This window comes from Companilactobacillus futsaii JCM 17355, from assembly GCF_001435505.1.
Classification (GTDB): Bacteria; Bacillota; Bacilli; order Lactobacillales; family Lactobacillaceae; genus Companilactobacillus; species Companilactobacillus futsaii.
In genome coordinates this window covers 13,827-35,487 of sequence record NZ_AZDO01000039.1, presented here as the reverse complement: position 1 = coordinate 35,487, position 21,661 = coordinate 13,827, and the positions used below count along the sequence as shown (strand labels likewise).

Below are 21,661 nucleotides of genomic sequence, written 5' to 3'. Positions count from 1 at the left end.
CTCGGTCTTGGGCTTAGCAAAGGCTCCAAGTCGTGCCCACATTGTTCCAGCCAAATTTTCTTCGCTATGGAGGACGGAATACTTCAACTAACCAAGGTTAAGAAAGAATCTCATTTTTGGACACTTCTTTTTTCTATGTATAGGTGAAAAATGGAAAAACCAAATTTAAAAAAGAACCAAGAAATAGAATTGAATATCGAAGATTTATCATATGAAGGTAAGGGCGTTGCTAAAGTTGACGACTTTACACTCTTTGTTGACAATGCTTTGCCAAATGAAACAGTTAAGGCTGTTATTACTCGTGTGAATAAGAACTTCGGTTTTGCGAGAACTTTGGAAGTCTTAAAGGAATCTCCAGACCGTGTTCATGACATCGATGCTGTTTATGCTCAAACTGGAATCGCTCCTTTAAGTCATTTGAAATATGACAAGCAACTTGAATTTAAACGCAACCAAGTCGTAACTGACTTTAATAAGATTGGTTTGAAAGATGTTGTCGTCAACAAAACTGTTGGGATGGAATCACCATTCAATTATCGTAACAAGGCTCAAGTTCCTGTTCGTCAAGTTAATGGTAAATTGACAACTGGTTTTTATCGTCGTCGTTCACATAATTTAGTACCAATGGAAAACTTCTTGATCCAAGATCCTAAGATTGATGCTGAAATTTTGCGTGTGCGTGATATTTTGCGTAAATACAACGTTCGTGGCTACGATGAAAAGAACCAAAAGGGTCAAATCAGAACTATCATGGTACGTCGTGCTTACTTTACTGGTGAAATGATGGTTGTCTTAGTTTCTCGTACACCAGATATTTCTCATTACAAGGACATCACGAAAGAAATTTTGGACAATCCAGAAGTTAAGTCATTGTTCTTAAATGTTAATTCAAAGAACACTAACGTGATTTTTGGTCAAAAGATGACTTTACTCGGTGGCAAGAAGTACATTGATGATAAGATTTTGGGACACACTTATCGAATTTCACCACGATCTTTTTACCAAGTTAACCCTGTTCAAACTCAAAACTTGTATCAAATGGCTATCGACAAAGCTGAATTGACTGGCAAAGAAAATGTTGTCGATGCTTATTCAGGTATTGGTACAATCGGTTTGTCACTAGCAGACAAGGCTAAACACGTTACTGGTATCGAAGTTATCGAAGATGCTGTTAAAGATGCTGACCAAAATGCCAAACTTAACAACATCACAAACGCTGACTTCGTTGTTGGTAAGACTGAAGATGTGTTGGACGAGTGGGCTAAGAATGATATCTCAGTTGATGTTTTGATGGTCGATCCTCCACGTAAAGGCTTGGCTAGTTCTTTGATTGATTCATTGAAGAATATCAAACCAGAAAAAATCGTTTATATCAGTTGCAATCCGGCTACATTGGCTCGTGACTTGTCATTGTTAAGCGATACTTATGAAATTGGCGATGTGACACCAGTTGATATGTTCCCAATGACGAACCATATTGAAAGTGTTACTCAACTTAAATTGAAATAATTATTAAAAAAATCCTTTGAGAATTTATTTTTCAAAGGATTTTTGATTTTACGCTACGTTATGGTGAATGGACAAAAAATGGTTATGCCGTGCAGGGATGTTTATGGGAGATTAAAAAAGGGCAAGTTCGTGTGGTTTGGCGTTTGCCTAAAGGAAAAAGAACCCATAAAATAAAAGCAAAAGACGGTATGAAGAAATAAGGTAGATATCGATGAAGATAATTTTTGCGGTTGGAGCAATCTTAATAGCAATTTGGCAAATTGTTGTTTCTAAGCAGTATTTCGATAGTATAAAAAAACAATCAAGTCCAGTAATTTTAGCCTTGATTGCTTTGATATTTAGTTTAATTTTTGCGGCAGTATTGTTGATTTGGGGTGTCAAAACTTTAATTGGTTTCTAATCAAGGTTTAGGCACTTTTTTGTTTGGTGTCTGATTCATACCATTATCGACTACATATTGGTGGAAAATGTTGATGAATTGTTCGCTGTCGATCATATCAGAGTGTTGAGCTTTTGAACCGGTCAAGGTAATTAGGGTGTAACGCTTGATGTGACCTTCGTAAATGTATTTACCAGCATCAACACTGCCTAATGGAACGATTCCGTCATCAGTGTACAATTGAGTTCCAGCGATTGAGTAATAAGTTAAATCAGTTGGGATCTTGTCACGATTCTTGATCAATTCGTGCAGCATTTGAGTCCGGTTGGCAGTGTTCTTTTCTTCAAAGTTATAAGGAGTTCCGACTGTCAGCATATGGTTAACACTGATTGAGGAGTCGTCGAAATAATCTTCAAAAAAGTAAGTCCAAATTAGACCACCATTGGAATGTCCAAAGGCATTGAAAGTGTTGAAACGGTATCTTTGTTTAAGTTTGTTAAAAGCAATGTTGAACCAAGCAGCTTGTTTTTTGATATTAGAATAGCCATCGTTATTGTTTTCAAAACCAACGACGATGAATGGCTGATTATCATTAGCACGGACTTTACCTGTATAAGTAATCTTACCATCTGTATGGACGGTCATTTTTAAAAGAGAATGATGTTCGCCATATTGATTATTGATTGTCTTGACCAAATCATCGAAACGATTGGCTGTAGCACTGGAACCAGGAATCATAATGATTGGAGACATTGGTGAGTTGTACCTGCCGGCTAAAGTAGTGACGTTTTTTCTCGTCCAAATGTAAGAAGGTACACCCAAAATGATAAAGATTAAAATTAAGAAAATTAGATATTTTACATTTTTATTTTTTCTAAATTCACGGCGCATTACTTAACACCTTCTTCAAGACCTAAATCATCCAACGTTTTAACTTTAGCAGCCATTTTGACGAAAGGTATATAAATCAACGTTGAAATAACCACTGCCAAAATTGAGAATATTAAAGCTCTCCAGCTGCCGTTTGTCCCAATGAAGGCAATTAGTGGTCCTGGTGTTCCAATTGGCACAGGATAGACGCTAGGTGGCATTAAATGCAAAGCTATGGCAACAGCGGCCATCAACATGTTAGCAATTGGGGCAAGAATAAATGGAATTAAAAAGATAACGTTGAATAAAATAGGAATCCCAGTCATAACACCGCCACTGATATTAAAGATACTGGGAATCATTGCCCAACGAGCAACCGTTTGAAAATCTTTGTTTTTGGAAATAATCAAAATAGCGATAATCAAGCCTAAGATTGAACCAGTTCCACCAAAAGTGGCAAAAGCGTGATAAAGAGTTGAACTAGTGAAGGGATTTGGAGCATTCCAAGCAGTATGTTTCTCCAAGGCATAATTTAAATTAGCTGTTGATAGCACATCCATTTTTTCAACGCCAAGAGCTGAATAAGTTCCGGACCAACCGAAGAAAGACATGATCAGAGTATAGATTGAAAAAATCAGTGTTTTAAATAATTGAGACCAATCATTATTATTCGTGTATTCAGAAGCTAGTGAATTGATGAAATTACCGGGAGCTTCGGAATAGTAGGTAATATTGATGAAAGTACTAAACAACATTGCAATCAATAATGAAAAAATGATTGGTTTCAAAGAAATAAAAGTTCTTTCCAATACATTATTATTCGATTGAGTGACCGGAATTTGCTTACTACATTTTTTGAACAGCCAACCAACAAAAATCCCCCATAGGATTGCGAAAAGTAAACCTCTCATTCCTAAAATTTGGGGATGAAAAGAAATTGGTTGGATTTTTGAATATGAGTAGTCGACAATCAAAAACGAACTGATGCCGGTGATACCCGCGAGCTGATCGTCACGATTGAAATATTTAGCACTGTACTTAGCCGCTCCAAAGACAGCAATCACTGATACCCAGCCAAGCGACAAATTGTACAAGCCGTTAGCAATATTCTCAAGTAGACGATAAATAAAATCATTGTCAATTGTAGGGAAGACATCGGTCAAAAAGCCTTCTTTCCCTAAGACGATGGTTTGAATTATTTTGATGAAACTACCGAATAAAGCAAACGGAAAAATCAATAATAAAGTCCGTTGAATTATTCGATACAATAGTAATTTTTGAATCTTTAAAGTGAGATGAATTAACTTTTCTTCGAATTTATTATTAAATTGAACTTGCATGAAAAGGCCTCATTTTTTTCATTTATGTTTCCAAGAAAAGTATAACCTCAAACAAAAAAAGCCGCCATTATAGCGACCTTTTTTTATTAAAATAGTGAATGTAATAAACTGGCAAGCCTAACAAGGTAATTCCAATTCCCATGAAAGCTAAACCTGGCTGTCTAAGCAAAGTAGAGATAATGATGTAACCTCCACCAGCCAAGGCAATCAGCGGTGGAATCGGATAGAAATTAATCTTATAAGGACGTTCTAATTCCGGTTCATTGCGACGTAAAATGAATACCCCAATGAACATCATCATTGAAAAAATCCACATGACAAAAACTAACATATCGGTAAGGTAATCAAAACTACCCATGAAAATCATTACAATAGCAATGATAGTTTGAATCAAACCGGCATTAGCTGGAACTCGAGTTTTTTTAGTTAATTTTCCGAAGAATTTTGAAAAGACGATTTCATCATCAGTTCCCAAAACGTAACTAACACGTGGACCTGTCATAGTATAGCCATTAACGGAACCAAAAACTGAGATCAATATACCAATCGTAACGATTTTCCCACCGATATCACCGAAGATTCTAATAGCAGCTTCAGAAGCCGCATTTTGATTTCCGGGGATGAGATGGAAAGGTAAAAATTTGATAAAGACAAAGCTAATCAAGACATAAATTAGAGTAATTAGGAACAAACCAACAATAATTGATCTGGATAAGTCTTTTTCTGGACGTTTCATTTCACCGGCCAAGTTACCAACGTTCATCCAACCGTCAAAAGCAAACATCGTTGCTAACAGTCCCCCACCTAATGATGACCAGAAATTAGCGTGCGTTCCTGAATTGATTGGGAAAAGTGATACTGCATGAGTTGATGGTGTGAATAATCCAACAATGATGATCAAAGCGATCGGAACTAATTTAGCAATTAAGGAAATTGACTGAATACTTCCACCAACTTTGGCACCTAACAAATTAACTAAGTATAAGAAAACTGCCAATATAATAGCAATCGGAATTTGCCAAGTACTAGGTAGGTTTAAAAGATTCATAACTTGTGTCGCAAAGATAATCGATAGTGCAGAAATCCCTGCAGGATAGTAAATAACTGATTGAGCCCAAGCTAAAAGAAATGCTGGAACTTTACCATAGATATATTCAATATATTTATAAATACCACCAGCAACGGGCAATGCGGAGGCAAGTTCTGCAACCGTCAAACCAGCGTTGATCGTAATGAAACCAGCTAATAGCCAGACTAAAATCGTCAGACTAGAAGAACCGGTAGCCGTTGTAACGCTAGAAATCTTGAAGAAAACTCCACCACCGATAACTAAGCCCATAACGGTAGATAATGCTGGAAAGAAACCGAGATCCCTCTTGAGGCTAAATTTATCTGTTTCGTCGTTCATAAAGTAAAAAGTGCTCCCCTCAAATGGTTAAAGTAAAATTATATACCATATTGTTAATACAACGAAACATTTTTTATGGTAATTACGCTTACATATAAGTAAAATTAAACTTAGAGGTGATTTTATGATTAGTTTAGGAATAATGGGAACAAATTGGATCACAGAACAATTTATTAAGGCAGTTGATGAAACCAAAACTTTTGAGTTAACTCACGTTTACTCAAGAACAATTGAGAAGGCTCAAAGTTTCGTTGCTGATTTAAAAAAACAAAACATCGATATGAGTACTGACTTGAATGACTTTTTTAAAAAGGATTTTGATACAGTTTACATTGCATCTCCAAATGCTTTGCACTTCAGTCAGGCTAAGTTGGCAATTGAAAACAACAAGAACGTGATTGTGGAAAAGCCTAGTACTTCCAACATTCAAGAATTCAGTGTTTTGGAAAAATTGGCTCAAGAAAAAGGCGTCTACATATTTGAAGCTGCTAGACATATTCACGAACCAATTTTTAAGAAGATTGAAGAAATCGTCAATAAACATCGTGCTGAACTTAGTGGAGCAACATTCTCCTATATGAAGTATTCAAGTCGTTATGACGCTTATTTGGCAGGGAAAAATCCTAATATCTTTACAACTAAGTTCTCTGGTGGAGCTTTGTATGACTTGGGAGTTTACACAGTTTATGATGCGGTTGTTTTATTCGGTCAACCAGAAAAAGTCGAATACAGCGCTGAATTTCTCAGTTCTGGTGTCGATGGCAGTGGCAGCTTGACTTTGAAGTATCCTGATTTTGATGTCAATATTATTATCGGCAAGACGAAGAATTCTTATATGTCATCTGAAATTTACTTTGGACGTGATACCTTAGTCTTGGATAATGGTGGGGATATTCATCATCTTGACTGGGCTGACGACAATAAGAACGTTACAGATGTTCCAACAGTTAAGAGTCAAAATCCGATGGATTCTGAAGCTAGAGAATTTGCCAGAATTATGTTGGAAAAAGATACGGCCACTTATGATAAACTATTAGGATATGCCAGAATAGTAAATAGAGTTCTGGAACAAGCAAGAACAAGCGCTGGACTTGTTTTTGAAGCAGATGAGGAAAAATAAATTGGAAATACCAAAATTATATCAAGCTTATTTTAAGCAAAATCATTTTGAAACTTTGACTAAGATTCAAGATGCAGTCTACATGCCTTTTAAAGAAGGTAAGGATTTAGTCGCTATGGCACCAACGGGATCTGGTAAAACGTTAGGATTCGTTATGCCAATGATTGAAACGCTTGTGCCTAAAGACGGATTACAAGTGTTGATCCTAGAACCTTCACAAGAGCTAGCTATGCAAGTTAGGGATGTCATTCAACCACTAGCAAAGTTAGTTGACTGCAAGGTTCAAGCATTGACTGGTGGGGCTAATCCAACTCGCCAATTGAAGAAATTAAAAGAAAAACCAGAAATCATCGTCGCTACTTTGGGTCGTTTGAATGAATTAACTGAAGCTAGAAAAGTTAAACTTGGCAATTTAAATACAGTCATTGTTGATGAAGCTGATGAAATGTTGAATGAAAGCAAGTTAGAGAGCGTTAGAAAGACTATTTCACAAATGCCAGCTGATGTCCAAATGACTTTCTTCTCAGCTACTGGCAATGATATTTTCAAAGACATGCACAAGTGGTTTGGTCAAGATTTCTTAGTTATCGATCAAAGAAACGATACTAGCTATACAGCTGGTATTAAACATTATTTCGTCGATGCTAATAGTGAATTTATCAAGAATGCAATGTTACGTGAATTAGCTCATGACAAGAAATTCTTAGGAATCGTCTTCTTCAACAATTCTCGTTCGTTGCACAAAGCTATCAGTGATATGAATCATGACAAGACTAACTTTGTAACGTTAGATAGCAAGATGTCTTCGCAACAAAGAAAGACGGCTATTCAACTATTCTCTAACAAGCGTGTTAATTTGTTGTTGACGACTGACGTAGCTGCTCGTGGAATGGATATCGATGACGTTAATACGATCGTTAATTATATGATTCCTCGTGACAATAGCGAATATGTTCACCGTGCTGGTCGTACCGGAAGAATGGGTAAGAGCGGTAATGTGATTACTTTTGGTAATAGCCATGATATGAGAAAATTGCAAGACATCGTTGATGTAACGATTAAAAAAGTCTACATTGACCATGATGGTAAGCTTACTAAGAAGCCAACCTTCGATAAGAAGAAGCGCTATAACGACAGAAATAAATCAAAGGCTGTTTCAAAACCTAAGAAACGTTTGCGTGATCAAAAGAATAAGGGTAAACGTAAATTTCATAAAAACGAAGAATCAAACTAAGTTAGAATCTACACACTTTTTGCGTTAAAATAAAAAGTGTGTTTATGGTCCCTTGGCCCAGTTGGATAGAGCAACTGCCTCCTAAGCAGTAGGTCCCCGGTTCGATCCCGGGAGGGATCATTATCAAGTGATAAATGAATAGAAGTAGAGTCATAAATGTCAAAGGACATTGTGGCTCTATTTTTATAAGGAGGAAACTATGCAAAACCTAAAATGTAGCGATACTTTATCAATCAGCAATCATCGTGTCTTTTCATCTGATTTGAATGAACACAATACGGTCTTTGGTGGTAAAACTTTGATGACGATTGACGATAATTCTTCCATAGCGGCGTCACGAATTGCTCGAATCGAGACAGTAACAGCATCAATTGATCAAGTTAATTTTATTTTGCCATTTGGCTTGCAAGATTCGATGTGTACGGAATCTTATGTATCTGGTGTTGGTAGTCGTTCAATTGAAGTTTTTACTAAAATAATTGGTGAACATCTAAAAACCGGGAAGAGATTTCTCGGTCTGACTTGTTTTTCCACTTTTGTAGTAACAGACAAGAATATCGTTTTGCCAAATATCGTGCCTGATAGCGATGAAGCAGAGTACGTCTGCAGTGGATATCACAAACGCCAATCGGAACGGTTGGAGAAGTTGATGGAACAAGAGAAGTTTAATCAAAATATTAGTTTGCACTTTCCTTGGCAATGAAAAAAAGACCAGAAATCATATGACCTCTGGTCTTTTTGATATAAGAAATTAGATTAGATCGTTAGCACTGACCCATTCGTTAGTAGCTACACGGTACATTGTTTGACCGTTGATAGTTGCTGATTTGTCAGTTCTCCAAGTTGTGTTCTTGGCTAAAGCACGGTTAGTAACTTTTTGACCATTAGCTTGATATAATCTAGCATTATTTTTCGTGAAGACGTTTTGGTTGAGTGGTGTAACTTCTAGTCCATCGGCTAACTTAGCCCATTCGTTAGTAGCCACACGCAAGTAGTTTACGCCATCGAGTTTCATTAATTTATCGGCGTGCCATGATGAGTCTCCACCTAAAGCACGGTTCTTTAATGCATTACCATTTTCATCGAATAAGGTTGCAATTGTATTTGGTAGTGCGTAGAAAGTAGTTTGGTGGTTAGAGATTGATTTGGTGTGAGTTGGTTTTGTCGTTGGTTTTTCTGTTTCTGGTTTACTTGAGGATGAATTGTGATTAGTTTTTGGTTTTACTTCATTATCCAATGTAACGGGGTCGGTTTGAGTCTGATTTTCCAAAGTTCCTAAACTGACTTGATATTTACTATCTACTTTTACAGGATTTCCTTTTTCATCAACAACTTGTGCTGCAGCCACTTTAGTAGCATCTTTGTTAAATGTTACATTCAAGAAAGAACTTCCAGTAATTCTGGCTGCAATCGAATGACCCTTTAATAAAGGAACGTTCAAAATCATTCTGTCGGCGCCGTAGTGAATTACAGTAGTACTCTTAGAGATTTCATTATTTAAATTGTTTTTTGCAGTCAAAATATCAGTATAAGTAGAATCATCATTTAAGTCATCTAGATTTTTTGTGAGAGTGTCATAGAAATTATCCAAAGCGACCTTATCGTCGTCATCAAATGTGGTAAAACGATCTTTGAGATTTTGTATAGTATTATTTAAATCTTCTTTAGTTAGACTCGAATCTAAGTTTAATTTTCCATCAGCATCTAAGTAATCTGAGCCAATTGAAAGTTCACCGTTCTCATCTAGACTTAATGGAATTGTATCAGTCGTTTTACCTTCCTTATTTGAAAATGATAAATATTCTGCATCATCACTACTCATTGTTAACTTGGCATTCTCAGGATCGTCAAAACGTATTGTTCTTGAATCCAAAGTATCAGCTTTTCCATTTATTGTAACGTCTTTAGGTGTTGTATAAGTATATGGAATTTTTTTAGCATCTTCAGTAAGATATCCATTTGTCTGGTCAATTAATGTTCCCAATTCATCAATATTTAAATCCTTTTCTGCTTTAGCAGATAGGTCGTTATAAGCATCAGATAGTGTAGTTTTTTGAGCTGCAACTAATGAATCTGAGGAACTTTTTTCCTTAAGTTTTTCTAGGTTTTCTTCTAAGTTACTTTTTAGAGTGCTAATGATCTCTTCATCAGTTGGTTGGTCAGTTTCTTCTTGTGAATCTTGGCCTTGATTTTCTTCAGTAGTATTTTCTGATTCAGCCGCTTCTCCAGCCAAAACCGTAGTAGCGTTACTTACTGGTGCAGCGAGTGTTAGTGCAATAATCCCTAAAACAATTGGTCCATAATGTTTCTTCATATCTAATCCCTCCATGTAATTGTTTACAAGAAAAATATATCAAATCAAGACGACAGCTATTGTCGTTTTATTACATTGAGGAAAATTTATTAAAAAAAACAGGCTTATTATGCCTGTTTAATGAATATTAGTGGCTAAAATCATGTCGCGTAACGCTTCAAAATCCTTACTAGCAAAGGATTCTTTTAAAGCTTCGTCGACGATTTTAGCAGTTTCTTTAAAATGATTGATCCCTGATTGGGTAATTTGTAAGCAGACTTCTTTTTGATTGTCGTTACTGTGATAGCGAATAATCGGCTTACAGGGCTTATTTTCCAGTCTGACCGCCATTCGTGAAACAGCAGCTGAACTGAGGTGTAAGGAGTCTTTAATCTCTAATAAACTAGCTTTTGAATCGTATTGATCATAAAGATAGTGTAAGAAACTAAATTCTGCAGGTGATAAATCATATTTAATCAAGATTTTTTCGAGCTTGGTTTGAATGTCATTTTCAAAATGTTTCAAACTCAACCAAGTGCAAACATTTGATGGTTGATTGATGATAATCACCTCCAATAAAAAATATTAACGATTTAGTATTATGCAACAATTTTATTGCTTGTGCAAGCAAAGATTATTCGCCATGTTTTGCCAATTTGCTATACTAATCGTATAAAAGTAGACGAGGGGATAAAGATGAATTTTTATTCGTATCAATATTTGGTTGATCACAACAATGAACCGAATTTTCTTTTTATTATAGGAATTATTATTTTGGCTGTAGCAATTTTTGTAACTGCTTTTTTGTATTTTAGAAACCGCTCTGATAATAAATATCGTGATTTATTAATTATTTTTGCGTTTGGAATTTTCCTATTCATTGGTATTAACTACAACAATTATGAGCAGCAACTCGATATTAGTAATAAGACTAGTCAGACGTTAGATTTAATGGCATCAGTTGCTAAAGAAAAGAAAGTTTCTAAAAAGAAGCTTTATTCAAATAATTCTAGTTTGACAGAGGGTATGTTGATTAAAGCTGGTAAAGATATTTATCGAGTCAGTTTTGACAATAATTTAAGTAGTTATACACTAACGAAAGCTAGTATCATCAGTTCGCAAAAAATTAATCTGATTAAGAAATAGGTGAAATAATGGTCTTACAATATGGAGATTTAACTTTAAAGTTTATTATCGGCTTCCTATTCATGGTTTTACAGATCAATTTATTTGGTCGTGGCAATATTGCACCAACTAGTGCTATCGATCAATTGCAAAACTACGTTTTAGGTGGAATCGTTGGTGGGATGATTTACAATTCTAGCATTACGATCTTGCAATTTGCCTTAGTCTTATTGATTTGGACTTTGGTAGTTTTCGTGGCTAAATTCTTAACTAATCACAATAATTTATTCAGAAAGGTCATTCAAGGTGATCCCAAAGTTATTGTGAAAAACGGCAAGATCGATGTTAACTTAGCTTTGAAAAATGGCTTGTCAGCTAATGACTTGTCATTTAAGTTACGTCAAGCCGGGATCATGGACATTAGAAATGTTAAACGGGCTGTCTTTGAACGCAATGGTCAATTAACAATCATTATGAAAAATGAAGATAATCTCAAATATCCAGTGATTTTAGATGGACAAATTGATCATGACGAATTAGAGGCTATCGGCAAAGATAGTGACTGGATCGAAGAAGAATTAAAAAAACGTGATTTAGAAGCTTCAGATATTTATATGGCTAATTACATTGGTGGCCAATTAGTTGTTTATAAATATTAAGTTAGGTATCCCGAAACGGTTTTTATTACAAGTACAACTGTATTAAAATAGAAAGGTAACAAACTTTGGTGGTGATAACATGACAAATTCTAAGGCGTTTTCCGTTTTCATGCTGATTTTTTATGCAATTTTGTTATATTTCGTTTTCGCTGATAAAAATATGATTGCAATGTATATGATGGCAATAGGCATGTTCATAGAAGCTTTAGTAAATTGTATTTGCACGTTTCGATCAAAAACTAAATAGGGTGGCGATTATAAATGTCAGATTCAAAAGTTTACAATGATTACTTTTTTGATGAACCAATTTTTGACTTACACGACGGTGGTTATATTCCACTAGAGAGGGCTGATGTAAAAGATCAACCATTGAATATTCCTTCAGTCATCAAGCCAGATAAAGTAGATGGAAATGACGTCTACTACACAATTACAGCTCAGGAGGGAGAAACTCAAATCCTTCCTGGTAAGAAAACTAAAACATGGGGTTACAATGCCTCATTGCTTGGTCAAACAATTATCTTTAAACAAGGTGTACACTATCACATTCATCTCGTTAATAAGTTGCCAGAAGTTACTACTTTCCATTGGCATGGTTTAAACGTCACTGGACCAGTTGTTGATGGGGGTCCACACGCTCCAGTTTATTCAAATGGCAGTCGTGATATTGACTTTACTTTGGATCAACCAGCTCAAACAGATTGGCTTCATCCACATCCATGTCCAAATACAGCTCGCCAAGTTTGGAATGGCTTGGCAGCTGCTGTTGTCGTAACAGATGATGAAGAAGCTAAACTTCCATTCCCAAGAAATTATGGTGTCGATGATATTCCTGTGATTTTACAAGATAGAAGTTATCACGATAACCAATTGGATTACAAAGCTGATTACGATGTTGATGGTACTTTAGGGAAGTATGCCTTAGTTAACGGTACGATCAATGGTGTTTTCAACGTAACAACTCAAAGAGTTCGCTTGAGAATGTTGAATGGTTCTGATCGTCGTGAATGGAGATTGCATTTTGACGATAACCATGAATTTACTCAAATTGCTTCTGATGGTGGTACGTTGCCAGAACCAGTTAAATTTACTAAATTGATGTTGACTTGTGCCGAACGTGCTGAAGTTATCGTTGATTTTGGTGACAAGAAGCCAGGAGACGTCGTCACATTGATGACAGATGATATGCCAATTATGAAATTTAAGATTGGTGAATTTGCCAAGGATGATACGAAGTTACCAGAACACTTAACAACTATCGATGCACCAAAAGTAACTCCAGGACTTCCTGTAACTAGAACCGTTATGTCAGGTATGGATGACCAAGTACGTTTGGATGGCAAGCTCTTTGATATGCAAAGAATTGACCGTAAGCAAAAAGTTGGCGACACTGTTCTTTGGGACGTCGTTAATACTAATGATATGGATGGTGGTATGATTCACCCATTTCACATGCATGGTTGTCAATTCTTAGTTCTTAGCCGTAATGGTAAAGAACCTTATCCTAATGAACATGGTTGGAAGGATACTGTTGGTGTTAACGCCGGTGAAACAGTTAGAATCGCTGTTCAATTCACAAAATTTGGTGTTTACATGTATCACTGCCATATCCTCGAACACGAAGATACTGGTATGATGGCTCAAATTGAAGCTTATGATCCAAATCATGAACATAAATATCATTTGATTAGTATGGATGAAATGAATCACCCAAAAAATAAATAAAATTGACAAATATTTTGACTAGTTTTAAACTCGTTTTGTAAAGTTTGTCAATAAGAAAGGCAATACTAACGTTGGTTGGTATTGCTTTTTTAATGAAGAAGGATATTGATTTGGGTAAATTTAAGATTCGGTTAGGATATTTGATTTTTGCAATCATTTTGGATGCATTCTCGAATGCAGTGATGATCGACAGCAATATGGGGAGTGCGGTTTGGATGTCTTCAGCGGTCAATATTTCAGCATTTTTGCATTCACCATATGGAACGACCTTGTTCGTTTATGCGGTTTTGGTCACGATTGCTAATCAAATACTTTTGAGAAAATTCGATGGTCATATTTTTATTTCTAATTTATTATTTTCATTTCCATTTAGTTATTTGGTCGGTATCTTTTCAAATGTTTTAAATCCACTTGGACTGAATCAATTACCTTTATTAATGAGATTGATGGTTAATATTTTAGGATTGATTGGTGTTTCGATTGGAACTTCAATTTATCAAAGATGCAATTTGATCCAACACCCTAATGATGAACTGGCTTACTTACTACGTTTCAAATATTTGCATGGTTCTGCCGGTTGGGGACAGTTATTAAGCTATACGCCACCAGTAGTAATTATGATCATTTGTTTTGTTTTGACGGGGAATATTTTGTCAGTTGGAATTGGTACTATTTTGGCGATGTTTTTCCAAGGAGTTATTATTGGTATTTCCGACAAAATTGTTGTTCCTTCATTAAAGCATCATTATTCGTTTTAAAAAAAAGAGTTAGAATAATTGCTCAATTGTCTTGCGATAGTAGCCCACATGGTTTACTATGACTAGTAGGGACTACCAGATTTAAAAACAACTGATTCCTTCCCGACGGTGAGATTAATTTCTCACTATTTTTTTGTCGAAAAAAGGAATCTAAAAGAATATTTGTATCAAAAAAACCTCGTTGAAATGTATAACTCAGCGAGGTTTTATTTTATTATTTTTCATCAAAATCGACAGTTTCATCTTCAACGGTTAGACGATTTCGACCTGAGTTTTTGGACTCGTATAAGTATTTATCAACACGATTGAAAAGATCATCAAAGTCTAAGTCAGATTTTCTTAACTGTGAAACACCAAATGAGATGGTGACGTTTAACTTTTGGCCTTTCAAAAATAGAGGTGTATTAACTAAGGAATTACGCAAATCAGTAATGATTGGAACACACTGTTTAGGAGTTTTGCCACGAAAAATAATTATGAATTCTTCGCCACCAAAACGGAATAATTGTCCCTTAGTATCAGTTAAAAACATTTCACGTTCCATGGTATGAGCAACGTGCTTGAGTACTTCGTCACCTGTAGAATGGCCATATTGATCGTTGAATTCTTTGAAGTGGTCAATATCAAACATTGTTACCGTCAAAGGTACATTTTCGTTATGATAAGTTTGATAAATCTCTTGAGCCGTTTTATCTAAATTAGCACGGTTTCTAATACCAGTCAGTTCATCATAATTGACTTGGACTTGTAAATCGTTGTAGGTTAGCATTGTTTCTTGAACCTTTTTGGCACAAAATCGGATAATCGACATGTAAATTAAAAAGACAATCAACATATTAATAATTTCATAGACTGGAAAACTATGATCGACCCACAATAAGATCCACCATGATAAACCGAAGAGCGTTTGTAGAATCAAGTATTTCCATTCTGAATTTTGTAGCTTTTCTGTTTGTAGATAAATAAAAATCACTATGGCTACTAAGAAAAGATATGACACGATAAAATATGGTAAATCGGTATTTTCCAAACGTTCAATATTCATTGAATTGTAATAAACAAAGGGCATCAGGATATTTATCCACAAAGTGATTTGGTTTCTGATTAAATACATACAATACAATAAAATTGTCAATTGAGCATTAGCATACAACCAACCATGGTTAATTGAGCCACTATTCAAAATGTGAAAAATTTGCTGCAACATTATCATGCTAGCTGCCAAGACTAATCCTTCAATTAAATGGGCGAATAGTCTTTGATAAAGTGGAGAAGAGTTACTGATTCTTCGTTCGAGTGAGTAAGCTACAATTGTGATTATTGTAATTAATCCAATCGTAACAAGCGTGATAATTGCTGAATTAGTATTCAGGTAATTATTCATAATACGTTCTAAGATAATGTTTGACACGATTACTCCTCAATTTAATTTTTTTAGCATGACTAATTTAAAACATTTAGCATGTTTTTTTTATCACATACTTTACATTATACGAGATAATTCATGATATGTATAACGTAAATTTGAATTCTTATTTTACCAAAAAAATAATCCACAAAAAAGAATATTTAAACATTTATAATCAAAATGAGTTATTATAATATAAATAGGTAATTACAAAATTATGTTTTAAAATCAAATTTTTAAATGAATATTTCTTATAAAATGAGGGATTAGCAATGAAAGTAGTAGTTATAGGTTGTACACATGCGGGGACTGCTGCCGTGGAACAAATTTTGGAAGAACATCCAGGCACAGAAGTTACAGTTTATGAAAGAGACGATAATATTTCGTTCTTATCATGTGGAATTGCACTTTATTTGGGACATAAAGTAAAACGTCTTGAAGATATGTTTTATGCAGATCCTAAGGACTTGGAAAAACTTGGTGCTAAAGTTTACATGAAACATGATGTTTTAAAAATTGATTCTAAGAACAAGACCATCATGTGTGAGAATATGAAAACAAATCAAATTATTAATGATACTTATGATAAATTGATTATGACCACTGGTTCAACCGTAGCAGTACCACCAATAATGGGAATTTCTGATACTAGAATTTTGATGTGTAAGAGTTATGCACAAGCAGAAGCAATTTACGAAACTGCCAAAGAATATAAACATATCACGATTGTTGGCGGTGGCTATATCGGAGTAGAGTTGGCTGAGAGTTATGCTAATACTGATCATGAAGTTTCTTTGATTCAGTCACGTGATCAAGTTTTAAACAATTACTTGGACAAAGATATGTCCCAAAATGTTATCGATTTATTGGCAGAACATGGCGTCAACGTTTACTTGAATGAAAGAGTAACCGGATTTACTAGAGATGATAACGATAACGTTTTAATTGAAACGACTAAAGATGATCATAAAGCAGATCTTGTCATCGTCTGCACCGGATTTGTTGCTAATACGGAATTGCTGCGTGGCCAAGTTGATATGGACCGTCATGGAGCTATTATTATTAATGAATACACACAGACCTCTAATCCAGATATTTATGCGGCTGGGGATGCCTGTACGGTGATTTTTAATCCAACTGGAAAACATGCTTATATGCCATTAGCAACTAATGCAATTCGTCAAGGTGCTCTGGCAGGGACAAATGTCTTTGGCAATATCAAAAAGTATATGGGTACGCAAGCTACCTCTGCCATGGAGTTGTTCGGTTATACAATAGCTTCGACTGGATTAACATTAAAACATGCTTTAAACAGTGGCATTAATGCGGATATGGTCATTTATCATGATTATTATCGGCCTAAATATATGCCAACGACTGAAATGTTGACGGTCAAATTAGTTTATAACAAGGATAACCGTTTAATTTTGGGTGCACAATTTTTCAGTAAGCACGAAGTAGCTCAATCAGCCAATACTTTGTCAGTTTGTATTCAGAACAAAAATACGATTGATGATTTAGCATATATGGATATGCTGTTCCAACCAAATTATGATAATCCATTTAATTATTTGAATTTGGTAGCTCAAGAAGCAGTAGCCAAAGAAAGAGAAATTAAAGCAAAGTAAAAAATAAAAAGCATCTATATGTCGGAAGAATCCCAATTTGTGCGGGTATTCCAATAATATAGATGCTATTTTTATTTTTAAAATTTATCATCATCTGGTTCCAATTTGAGTAGACGTGGTTTGCCATAATAATAACCTTGGCGTAAATCAATTTCTAAGGAATCAGCTAATTGGTCGTCATTGTCATCTTCGATACCTTCAAGAATAAAACGCAAATTGTGCTCTTTACTAAAATTACGCCAAAAGATGACTTTCTTTTCAATATCAGGATCTCTTAGCTTTTCTCCAAAGTTTTGAATGGCAAATTTAATTTCAGAAGCTAAGGGGACTAAATCTTTGATATTTTCAAGTTGATTAACACCGGTTCCGCAGTCATCTAAAGAAAAATCCATTCCATAATCAATGAAATCTTTTATTAAGGGAATTAATTGGGAATTGGGCCAATTTTGATCAGGAGTATCCTCTGTCAGTTCAACAACCAAACGTAAAGGGCGCAAAATCCTCTGAGCTTCAATAATGGCAGCCCTAACTTCTTGGTCCATCAATTGATTACGATTGATATTGACTGAAACTGAACCAATTTTAAGCGATAATAATTTGGTTGTCGCTATTAAGACTGAAGCCATAGTATGAGAGGGGACATCCGAAAAGTTATGAGGCGGTCTCCATCCTTGCTCAGTCTTTTTTTTCATTAATAATTCATAACCTATTAAAGAGTTATTAAACTTGTCAAGCTGAGGCTGAATAAAAAATCTATACATAACAAACTCCTTTTGACAATCTTCCAATTCTCAAAGTCAAATTAAATCTAGGGTAATAATACTACAAGTCAAGTTTCATGTCATGATGCAAGATACCGGCTTCTTTGTATTGTTTACCGACAACTTTAAAACCTAGTTTAGTATAAAACATTTGGGCATGATCTTGTGCACCTAGGATAACATATTGGTAGTGGTGTTTTTTTGCAAAATCAAAAATATATTTTAATAATTCTGAACCAAGGTGTTTTTGACGATATTCTTTTAAAACTGCTACACGTTGAACGTGAATTCCATTGTCCTTTGTTACAAAGAATCTAGCAGTTGCCATCGATGTTTGATCACCGTACAAGACAAAATGAGTACAGTGATTTTCCAATTTATCGATTTCGATATTTTCGGGAACATTTTGCTCTTTAACAAAGACCGTCGTTCTTATCTTTAGACTGTCTTGATAAATTTCAGATTCTATATCATTTGTATATTTTATTTGATGCATCTTATTTCAGCTCCCCTAATAAAAAAGTCAACACAAAACAATTATATAACAAATAATGCTCGATTCTTGTTCTATTTTTGATATAAAAAAATACATTTTTTAAAAAACGATTAATTTTGTGCTTGATATAATTTACATATATATTGTGTTATGCTTAAAAGAATAAGAGTTGTATACAAATGTACTGTAGAGGAGGAACCGACGAATGAAAGTTATTGTTGTCGGATGTACACATGCTGGAACAGCTGCAGTTGAACAAATATTGACGAAGCATCCAGAGACTGAAGTAACGGTTTATGAACGCGACGATAATATTGCTTTTTTATCTTGCGGAATTGCTTTGTATTTGGGGAGAATCGTTAATCGTCTTGAAGATATGTTTTACGCGGATCCTACCACACTTGAAGGCTACGGTGCTAAAGTTCATATGAAGCACAATGTCTTGAAAATTGATTCAAAAAATAAAAAAGTTGTCGTTCAAGATTTACAAACTCAAGAAATTTTTGAAGATACTTATGATAAATTGATCATGACAACTGGTTCTGAAGTTGGGGTACCTCCGATTAAAGGAATGGATAATCAAAGAGTTTTGTTGTGCAAGAGTTACGCTCAAGCTAAAAAAATCTATGAATCGGCATTGAATTATCCAAGTATTGCAATCGTTGGTGCTGGATATGTTGGAGTTGAATTGGCCGAAAGTTATGCTAATACGGTCCATGAAGTTTCTTTGATTCAATCACGTGACCAAATTTTAAATAATTATGTTGATGATGGCTTATCAGAAGAGATTATTGATAAGTTAAAAGAACATGATGTGAAAGTTCACCTTGGCGAAAGAGTGGCTGAGATTGAAGATGGTGAACAATTAACTATTAAGACAAAAACAGGTCATGCTTATAAGGCTGATTTAGTAATTGTTTGTACTGGGTTCTTTGCCAATACTGACTTGTTGCGTGGACAAGTTCAAATGGATGGTTATGGTGCTATTATCATTAACGATTACATGCAAACATCAAATCCTGATATTTATGCAGGTGGTGATTCATGCGTTGTTAAATTCAATCCAACTGGTGAATATCGCTACATTCCACTAGCATCTAGTGCTGTACGTCAAGGTACTTTGGCCGGGATTAATATCTTTGGCAATATTCGTAAGTACATGGGCACACAAGCTACAACTGCGATGGAGATTTTTGGTTATACTTTGGCCGAAACTGGTTTGACTTATAAAAAAGCCATCGCCAATGGTATCAATGCTGACTATGTAATTTATAAAGATTATTATCGTCCTAATTACATGCCAACGACTGATATGCTAACGATTTACTTAGTTTATGATAAGGATACTCGTAAGGTTTTAGGAGCACAGCTATTTAGTAAGCATGAAGTAGCTCAATCAGCTAATGCTGTTTCAATTTGTATTCAAAATAATAATACGATTGATGATTTGGCTTACGTCGATATGTTGTTCCAACCAAACTATGATAATCCTTTGAATTATTTGAATCTGGTTGCCCAAATGGCTATAGATAAAGAAGATAAAGTCGTTAGAAAATAATTTACGAAAATAACTGTAATCTAATTATAATTGGATTACAGTTATTTTTGTATATAAAATTAAAAAATAAATTTACTTTTTTGAATAGCTTTTTCCCTTGTCAAAATGTATATTAAGAAAGGCGTTTCGAATGCTAGAATTTTTGTAGTTAATAGAATACTTTGAGGGTGATCATATGGGTTTAGGTGAAGTCATTCGGATTTGCTTGAGCACTAATGCCTTAGTTACCGGAATCATGACGGTCGGGCTAATAACCATTATCACCTATATTGCACTTACTTTTGAAAAAGATATTGAACTGTCATCAGATTGGGCAAACAAATTGGTTTCTGGATTATCAGAAGTTATTTTGCTTTTTACAGCGAGCTTTGTCATCATTAAAGTTTTTGAAAGCTTGACAGTAGGTAGTCGGATCGAATTAGGGAGTTTATTCATTAATGCCGAGTTGACGTTGTTTTTTTACTTTATGTTTATTTTTAGTAATCGATTGATAGTTATTTTAAATATTGCCTTACCTTTGTTGTATCATTTAGTTTCTGATTCTCAACAACATCACCAAATGGTCTGGCCGTTATTTATCACCGCATATGTATCATTGGCAATTGTTACTGAATATTTATACAGTCATAAAGATGAATTGTATATTTTTGATTACAAGTATATTCTCGGACAAATATTATTTGGAATTTGTTGGTGGTGTCTATTATGGATCGATTTTCGGTGGCCGCTTGCCAATATTATTGGTGTGTTGATCTTATTCGAAGTTTATATGTTTATAGCTCGAATTATTGAAATAAAAATGGAAAATTACTTCTATGCATTCAATCGATTGAAACAAAAAGTCAACTATGATGCTTTAACAGGAGTTAGAAATCGAGCTAATTTAAATAAATTTTCAAAAGTAGTTTATGAAGAGCACCGCAAAGATCTTTGGAGACCATTAACAGTCATCATGTTTGATATTGATGGTTTCAAGAGTTTTAATGATCGTTACGGACACGATATAGGGGATCAAGTGCTTCGGTACGTATCACATTTAGTTGAAAGGGAGCTCCACCTAGACGATGATGGGGGAAAATTATTTCGCTATGGTGGAGAAGAATTTCTCATTATCATTGAAGGAATCAATAGCATTAAAAGCGTCAAATTAGTTAAAGCTATTAATCGGACCTTGAGAAATGTGCCACTTTTTACGCAAGATATGAGTTTGAGCATTACTTTATCTTTTGGAGTGACTACTTTGAGGTCTACAGACAAATCTTTCAGTGATGTCTTCAAACGTGCTGATCGTTATCTGTATCAGTCTAAGAATAATGGACGAAATTCTTTTACTGTCGAAGGACAGACACAGTCGAATGAAGACAAACAAAAAAACCAGTAGGTGGGGAAC

General features: G+C 34.9%; 20 protein-coding genes and 1 tRNA gene. 13 read left to right on the top strand and 8 right to left on the bottom strand.

Features of this window, described 5'->3' with window-relative positions:
- Positions 1-150: 150 nt before the first annotated feature.
- A complete protein-coding gene (gene rlmD, locus FC88_RS03810) occupies positions 151-1,509 on the top strand; it encodes a 23S rRNA (uracil(1939)-C(5))-methyltransferase RlmD (protein ID WP_057812957.1) in 1,359 nt (452 codons plus the stop codon).
- Between the two features lie 211 nt (positions 1,510-1,720).
- Positions 1,721-1,909, top strand: a complete 189-nt coding sequence (locus FC88_RS03805; RefSeq protein ID WP_057812955.1) for a hypothetical protein — start codon at positions 1,721-1,723, stop codon at positions 1,907-1,909.
- On the opposite strand, the gene FC88_RS03800 is transcribed toward FC88_RS03805, so the two are convergent.
- The 3 genes from FC88_RS03800 to FC88_RS03790 all read right to left on the bottom strand — a co-directional run bounded on the left by FC88_RS03800 (position 1,910) and on the right by FC88_RS03790 (position 5,506).
- Positions 1,910-2,779 carry an alpha/beta hydrolase gene (locus FC88_RS03800; protein ID WP_057812953.1) on the bottom strand — a complete coding sequence of 290 codons (870 nt, stop codon included), beginning with the start codon at positions 2,777-2,779 and terminating at the stop codon, positions 1,910-1,912.
- A complete protein-coding gene (locus tag FC88_RS03795) occupies positions 2,779-4,098 on the bottom strand; it encodes a PTS transporter subunit EIIC (protein ID WP_057812951.1) in 1,320 nt (439 codons plus the stop codon). Before FC88_RS03795 ends, FC88_RS03800 begins: the two co-directional genes overlap by 1 nt.
- A gap of 67 nt (positions 4,099-4,165) precedes the next feature.
- Entirely contained in the window at positions 4,166-5,506 is a 1,341-nt protein-coding gene (locus FC88_RS03790; protein ID WP_057812949.1) for an APC family permease, read from the bottom strand.
- 124 nt (positions 5,507-5,630) lie between these two features.
- Between FC88_RS03790 and FC88_RS03785 the strand changes: the two genes are divergently transcribed.
- From FC88_RS03785 to FC88_RS03770, 4 genes are all read left to right on the top strand, one after another.
- On the top strand, positions 5,631-6,626 hold the full coding sequence (locus FC88_RS03785; protein WP_057812947.1) for a Gfo/Idh/MocA family protein: 996 nt from the start codon (positions 5,631-5,633) through the stop codon (positions 6,624-6,626).
- 1 nt (position 6,627) lies between these two features.
- On the top strand, positions 6,628-7,860 hold the full coding sequence (locus tag FC88_RS03780; protein WP_057812946.1) for a DEAD/DEAH box helicase: 1,233 nt from the start codon (positions 6,628-6,630) through the stop codon (positions 7,858-7,860).
- A 46-nt stretch (positions 7,861-7,906) separates the two neighbouring features.
- A tRNA-Arg gene (locus FC88_RS03775) sits at positions 7,907-7,980 on the top strand.
- Between the two features lie 79 nt (positions 7,981-8,059).
- Positions 8,060-8,563: an acyl-CoA thioesterase gene (locus FC88_RS03770; protein WP_057812944.1), complete on the top strand. Its 504-nt coding sequence runs from the start codon at positions 8,060-8,062 to the stop codon at positions 8,561-8,563.
- Between the two features lie 48 nt (positions 8,564-8,611).
- On the opposite strand, the gene FC88_RS13085 is transcribed toward FC88_RS03770, so the two are convergent.
- Both FC88_RS13085 and FC88_RS03760 read right to left on the bottom strand, forming a co-directional pair.
- Positions 8,612-10,174, bottom strand: a complete 1,563-nt coding sequence (locus FC88_RS13085) for an SLAP domain-containing protein (protein WP_057812942.1) — start codon at positions 10,172-10,174, stop codon at positions 8,612-8,614.
- Positions 10,175-10,291: 117 nt separating this feature from the next.
- Positions 10,292-10,729: a helix-turn-helix domain-containing protein gene (locus tag FC88_RS03760; protein WP_149029809.1), complete on the bottom strand. Its 438-nt coding sequence runs from the start codon at positions 10,727-10,729 to the stop codon at positions 10,292-10,294.
- A gap of 120 nt (positions 10,730-10,849) precedes the next feature.
- On the opposite strand from FC88_RS03760, the gene FC88_RS03755 reads away from it, so the two are divergent.
- The 4 genes from FC88_RS03755 (at position 10,850) to FC88_RS03740 (ending at position 14,420) form a co-directional block, all read left to right on the top strand.
- Positions 10,850-11,299 (top strand): DUF3290 family protein, encoded by a 450-nt coding sequence (locus tag FC88_RS03755; protein ID WP_057812938.1) that lies wholly within the window; start codon positions 10,850-10,852, stop codon positions 11,297-11,299.
- 8 nt (positions 11,300-11,307) lie between these two features.
- Positions 11,308-11,937: a DUF421 domain-containing protein gene (locus FC88_RS03750; RefSeq protein WP_057812936.1), complete on the top strand. Its 630-nt coding sequence runs from the start codon at positions 11,308-11,310 to the stop codon at positions 11,935-11,937.
- Positions 11,938-12,198: 261 nt separating this feature from the next.
- Positions 12,199-13,662 carry a multicopper oxidase family protein gene (locus tag FC88_RS03745; RefSeq protein ID WP_057812934.1) on the top strand — a complete coding sequence of 488 codons (1,464 nt, stop codon included), beginning with the start codon at positions 12,199-12,201 and terminating at the stop codon, positions 13,660-13,662.
- Between the two features lie 92 nt (positions 13,663-13,754).
- Entirely contained in the window at positions 13,755-14,420 is a 666-nt protein-coding gene (locus tag FC88_RS03740) for a DUF6198 family protein (protein ID WP_057813067.1), read from the top strand.
- Positions 14,421-14,634: 214 nt separating this feature from the next.
- Here the strand turns inward: FC88_RS03740 and FC88_RS03735 are convergent, their stop codons facing one another.
- Positions 14,635-15,804, bottom strand: coding sequence for a GGDEF domain-containing protein (locus tag FC88_RS03735; RefSeq protein WP_157060414.1), 1,170 nt, complete (start codon positions 15,802-15,804; stop codon positions 14,635-14,637).
- 296 nt (positions 15,805-16,100) lie between these two features.
- Here FC88_RS03735 and FC88_RS03730 point away from each other — a divergent pair, with 296 nt between their 5' ends.
- Complete coding sequence (locus FC88_RS03730; RefSeq protein WP_057812930.1) at positions 16,101-17,456, top strand: FAD-dependent oxidoreductase; 1,356 nt, start codon at positions 16,101-16,103, stop codon at positions 17,454-17,456.
- 77 nt (positions 17,457-17,533) lie between these two features.
- On the opposite strand, the gene FC88_RS03725 is transcribed toward FC88_RS03730, so the two are convergent.
- Positions 17,534-18,217 (bottom strand): EAL domain-containing protein, encoded by a 684-nt coding sequence (locus FC88_RS03725; RefSeq protein ID WP_057812928.1) that lies wholly within the window; start codon positions 18,215-18,217, stop codon positions 17,534-17,536.
- Between the two features lie 61 nt (positions 18,218-18,278).
- The gene (locus tag FC88_RS03720; RefSeq protein WP_057812926.1) at positions 18,279-18,713 is read right to left on the bottom strand and encodes a GNAT family N-acetyltransferase; all 435 of its coding nucleotides are present in this window, start codon (positions 18,711-18,713) and stop codon (positions 18,279-18,281) included.
- A 205-nt stretch (positions 18,714-18,918) separates the two neighbouring features.
- Between FC88_RS03720 and FC88_RS03715 the strand changes: the two genes are divergently transcribed.
- Positions 18,919-20,271 carry an FAD-dependent oxidoreductase gene (locus FC88_RS03715; RefSeq protein WP_057812924.1) on the top strand — a complete coding sequence of 451 codons (1,353 nt, stop codon included), beginning with the start codon at positions 18,919-18,921 and terminating at the stop codon, positions 20,269-20,271.
- A gap of 175 nt (positions 20,272-20,446) precedes the next feature.
- On the top strand, positions 20,447-21,652 hold the full coding sequence (locus tag FC88_RS03710; protein ID WP_057812922.1) for a GGDEF domain-containing protein: 1,206 nt from the start codon (positions 20,447-20,449) through the stop codon (positions 21,650-21,652).
- Positions 21,653-21,661: the final 9 nt, after the last annotated feature.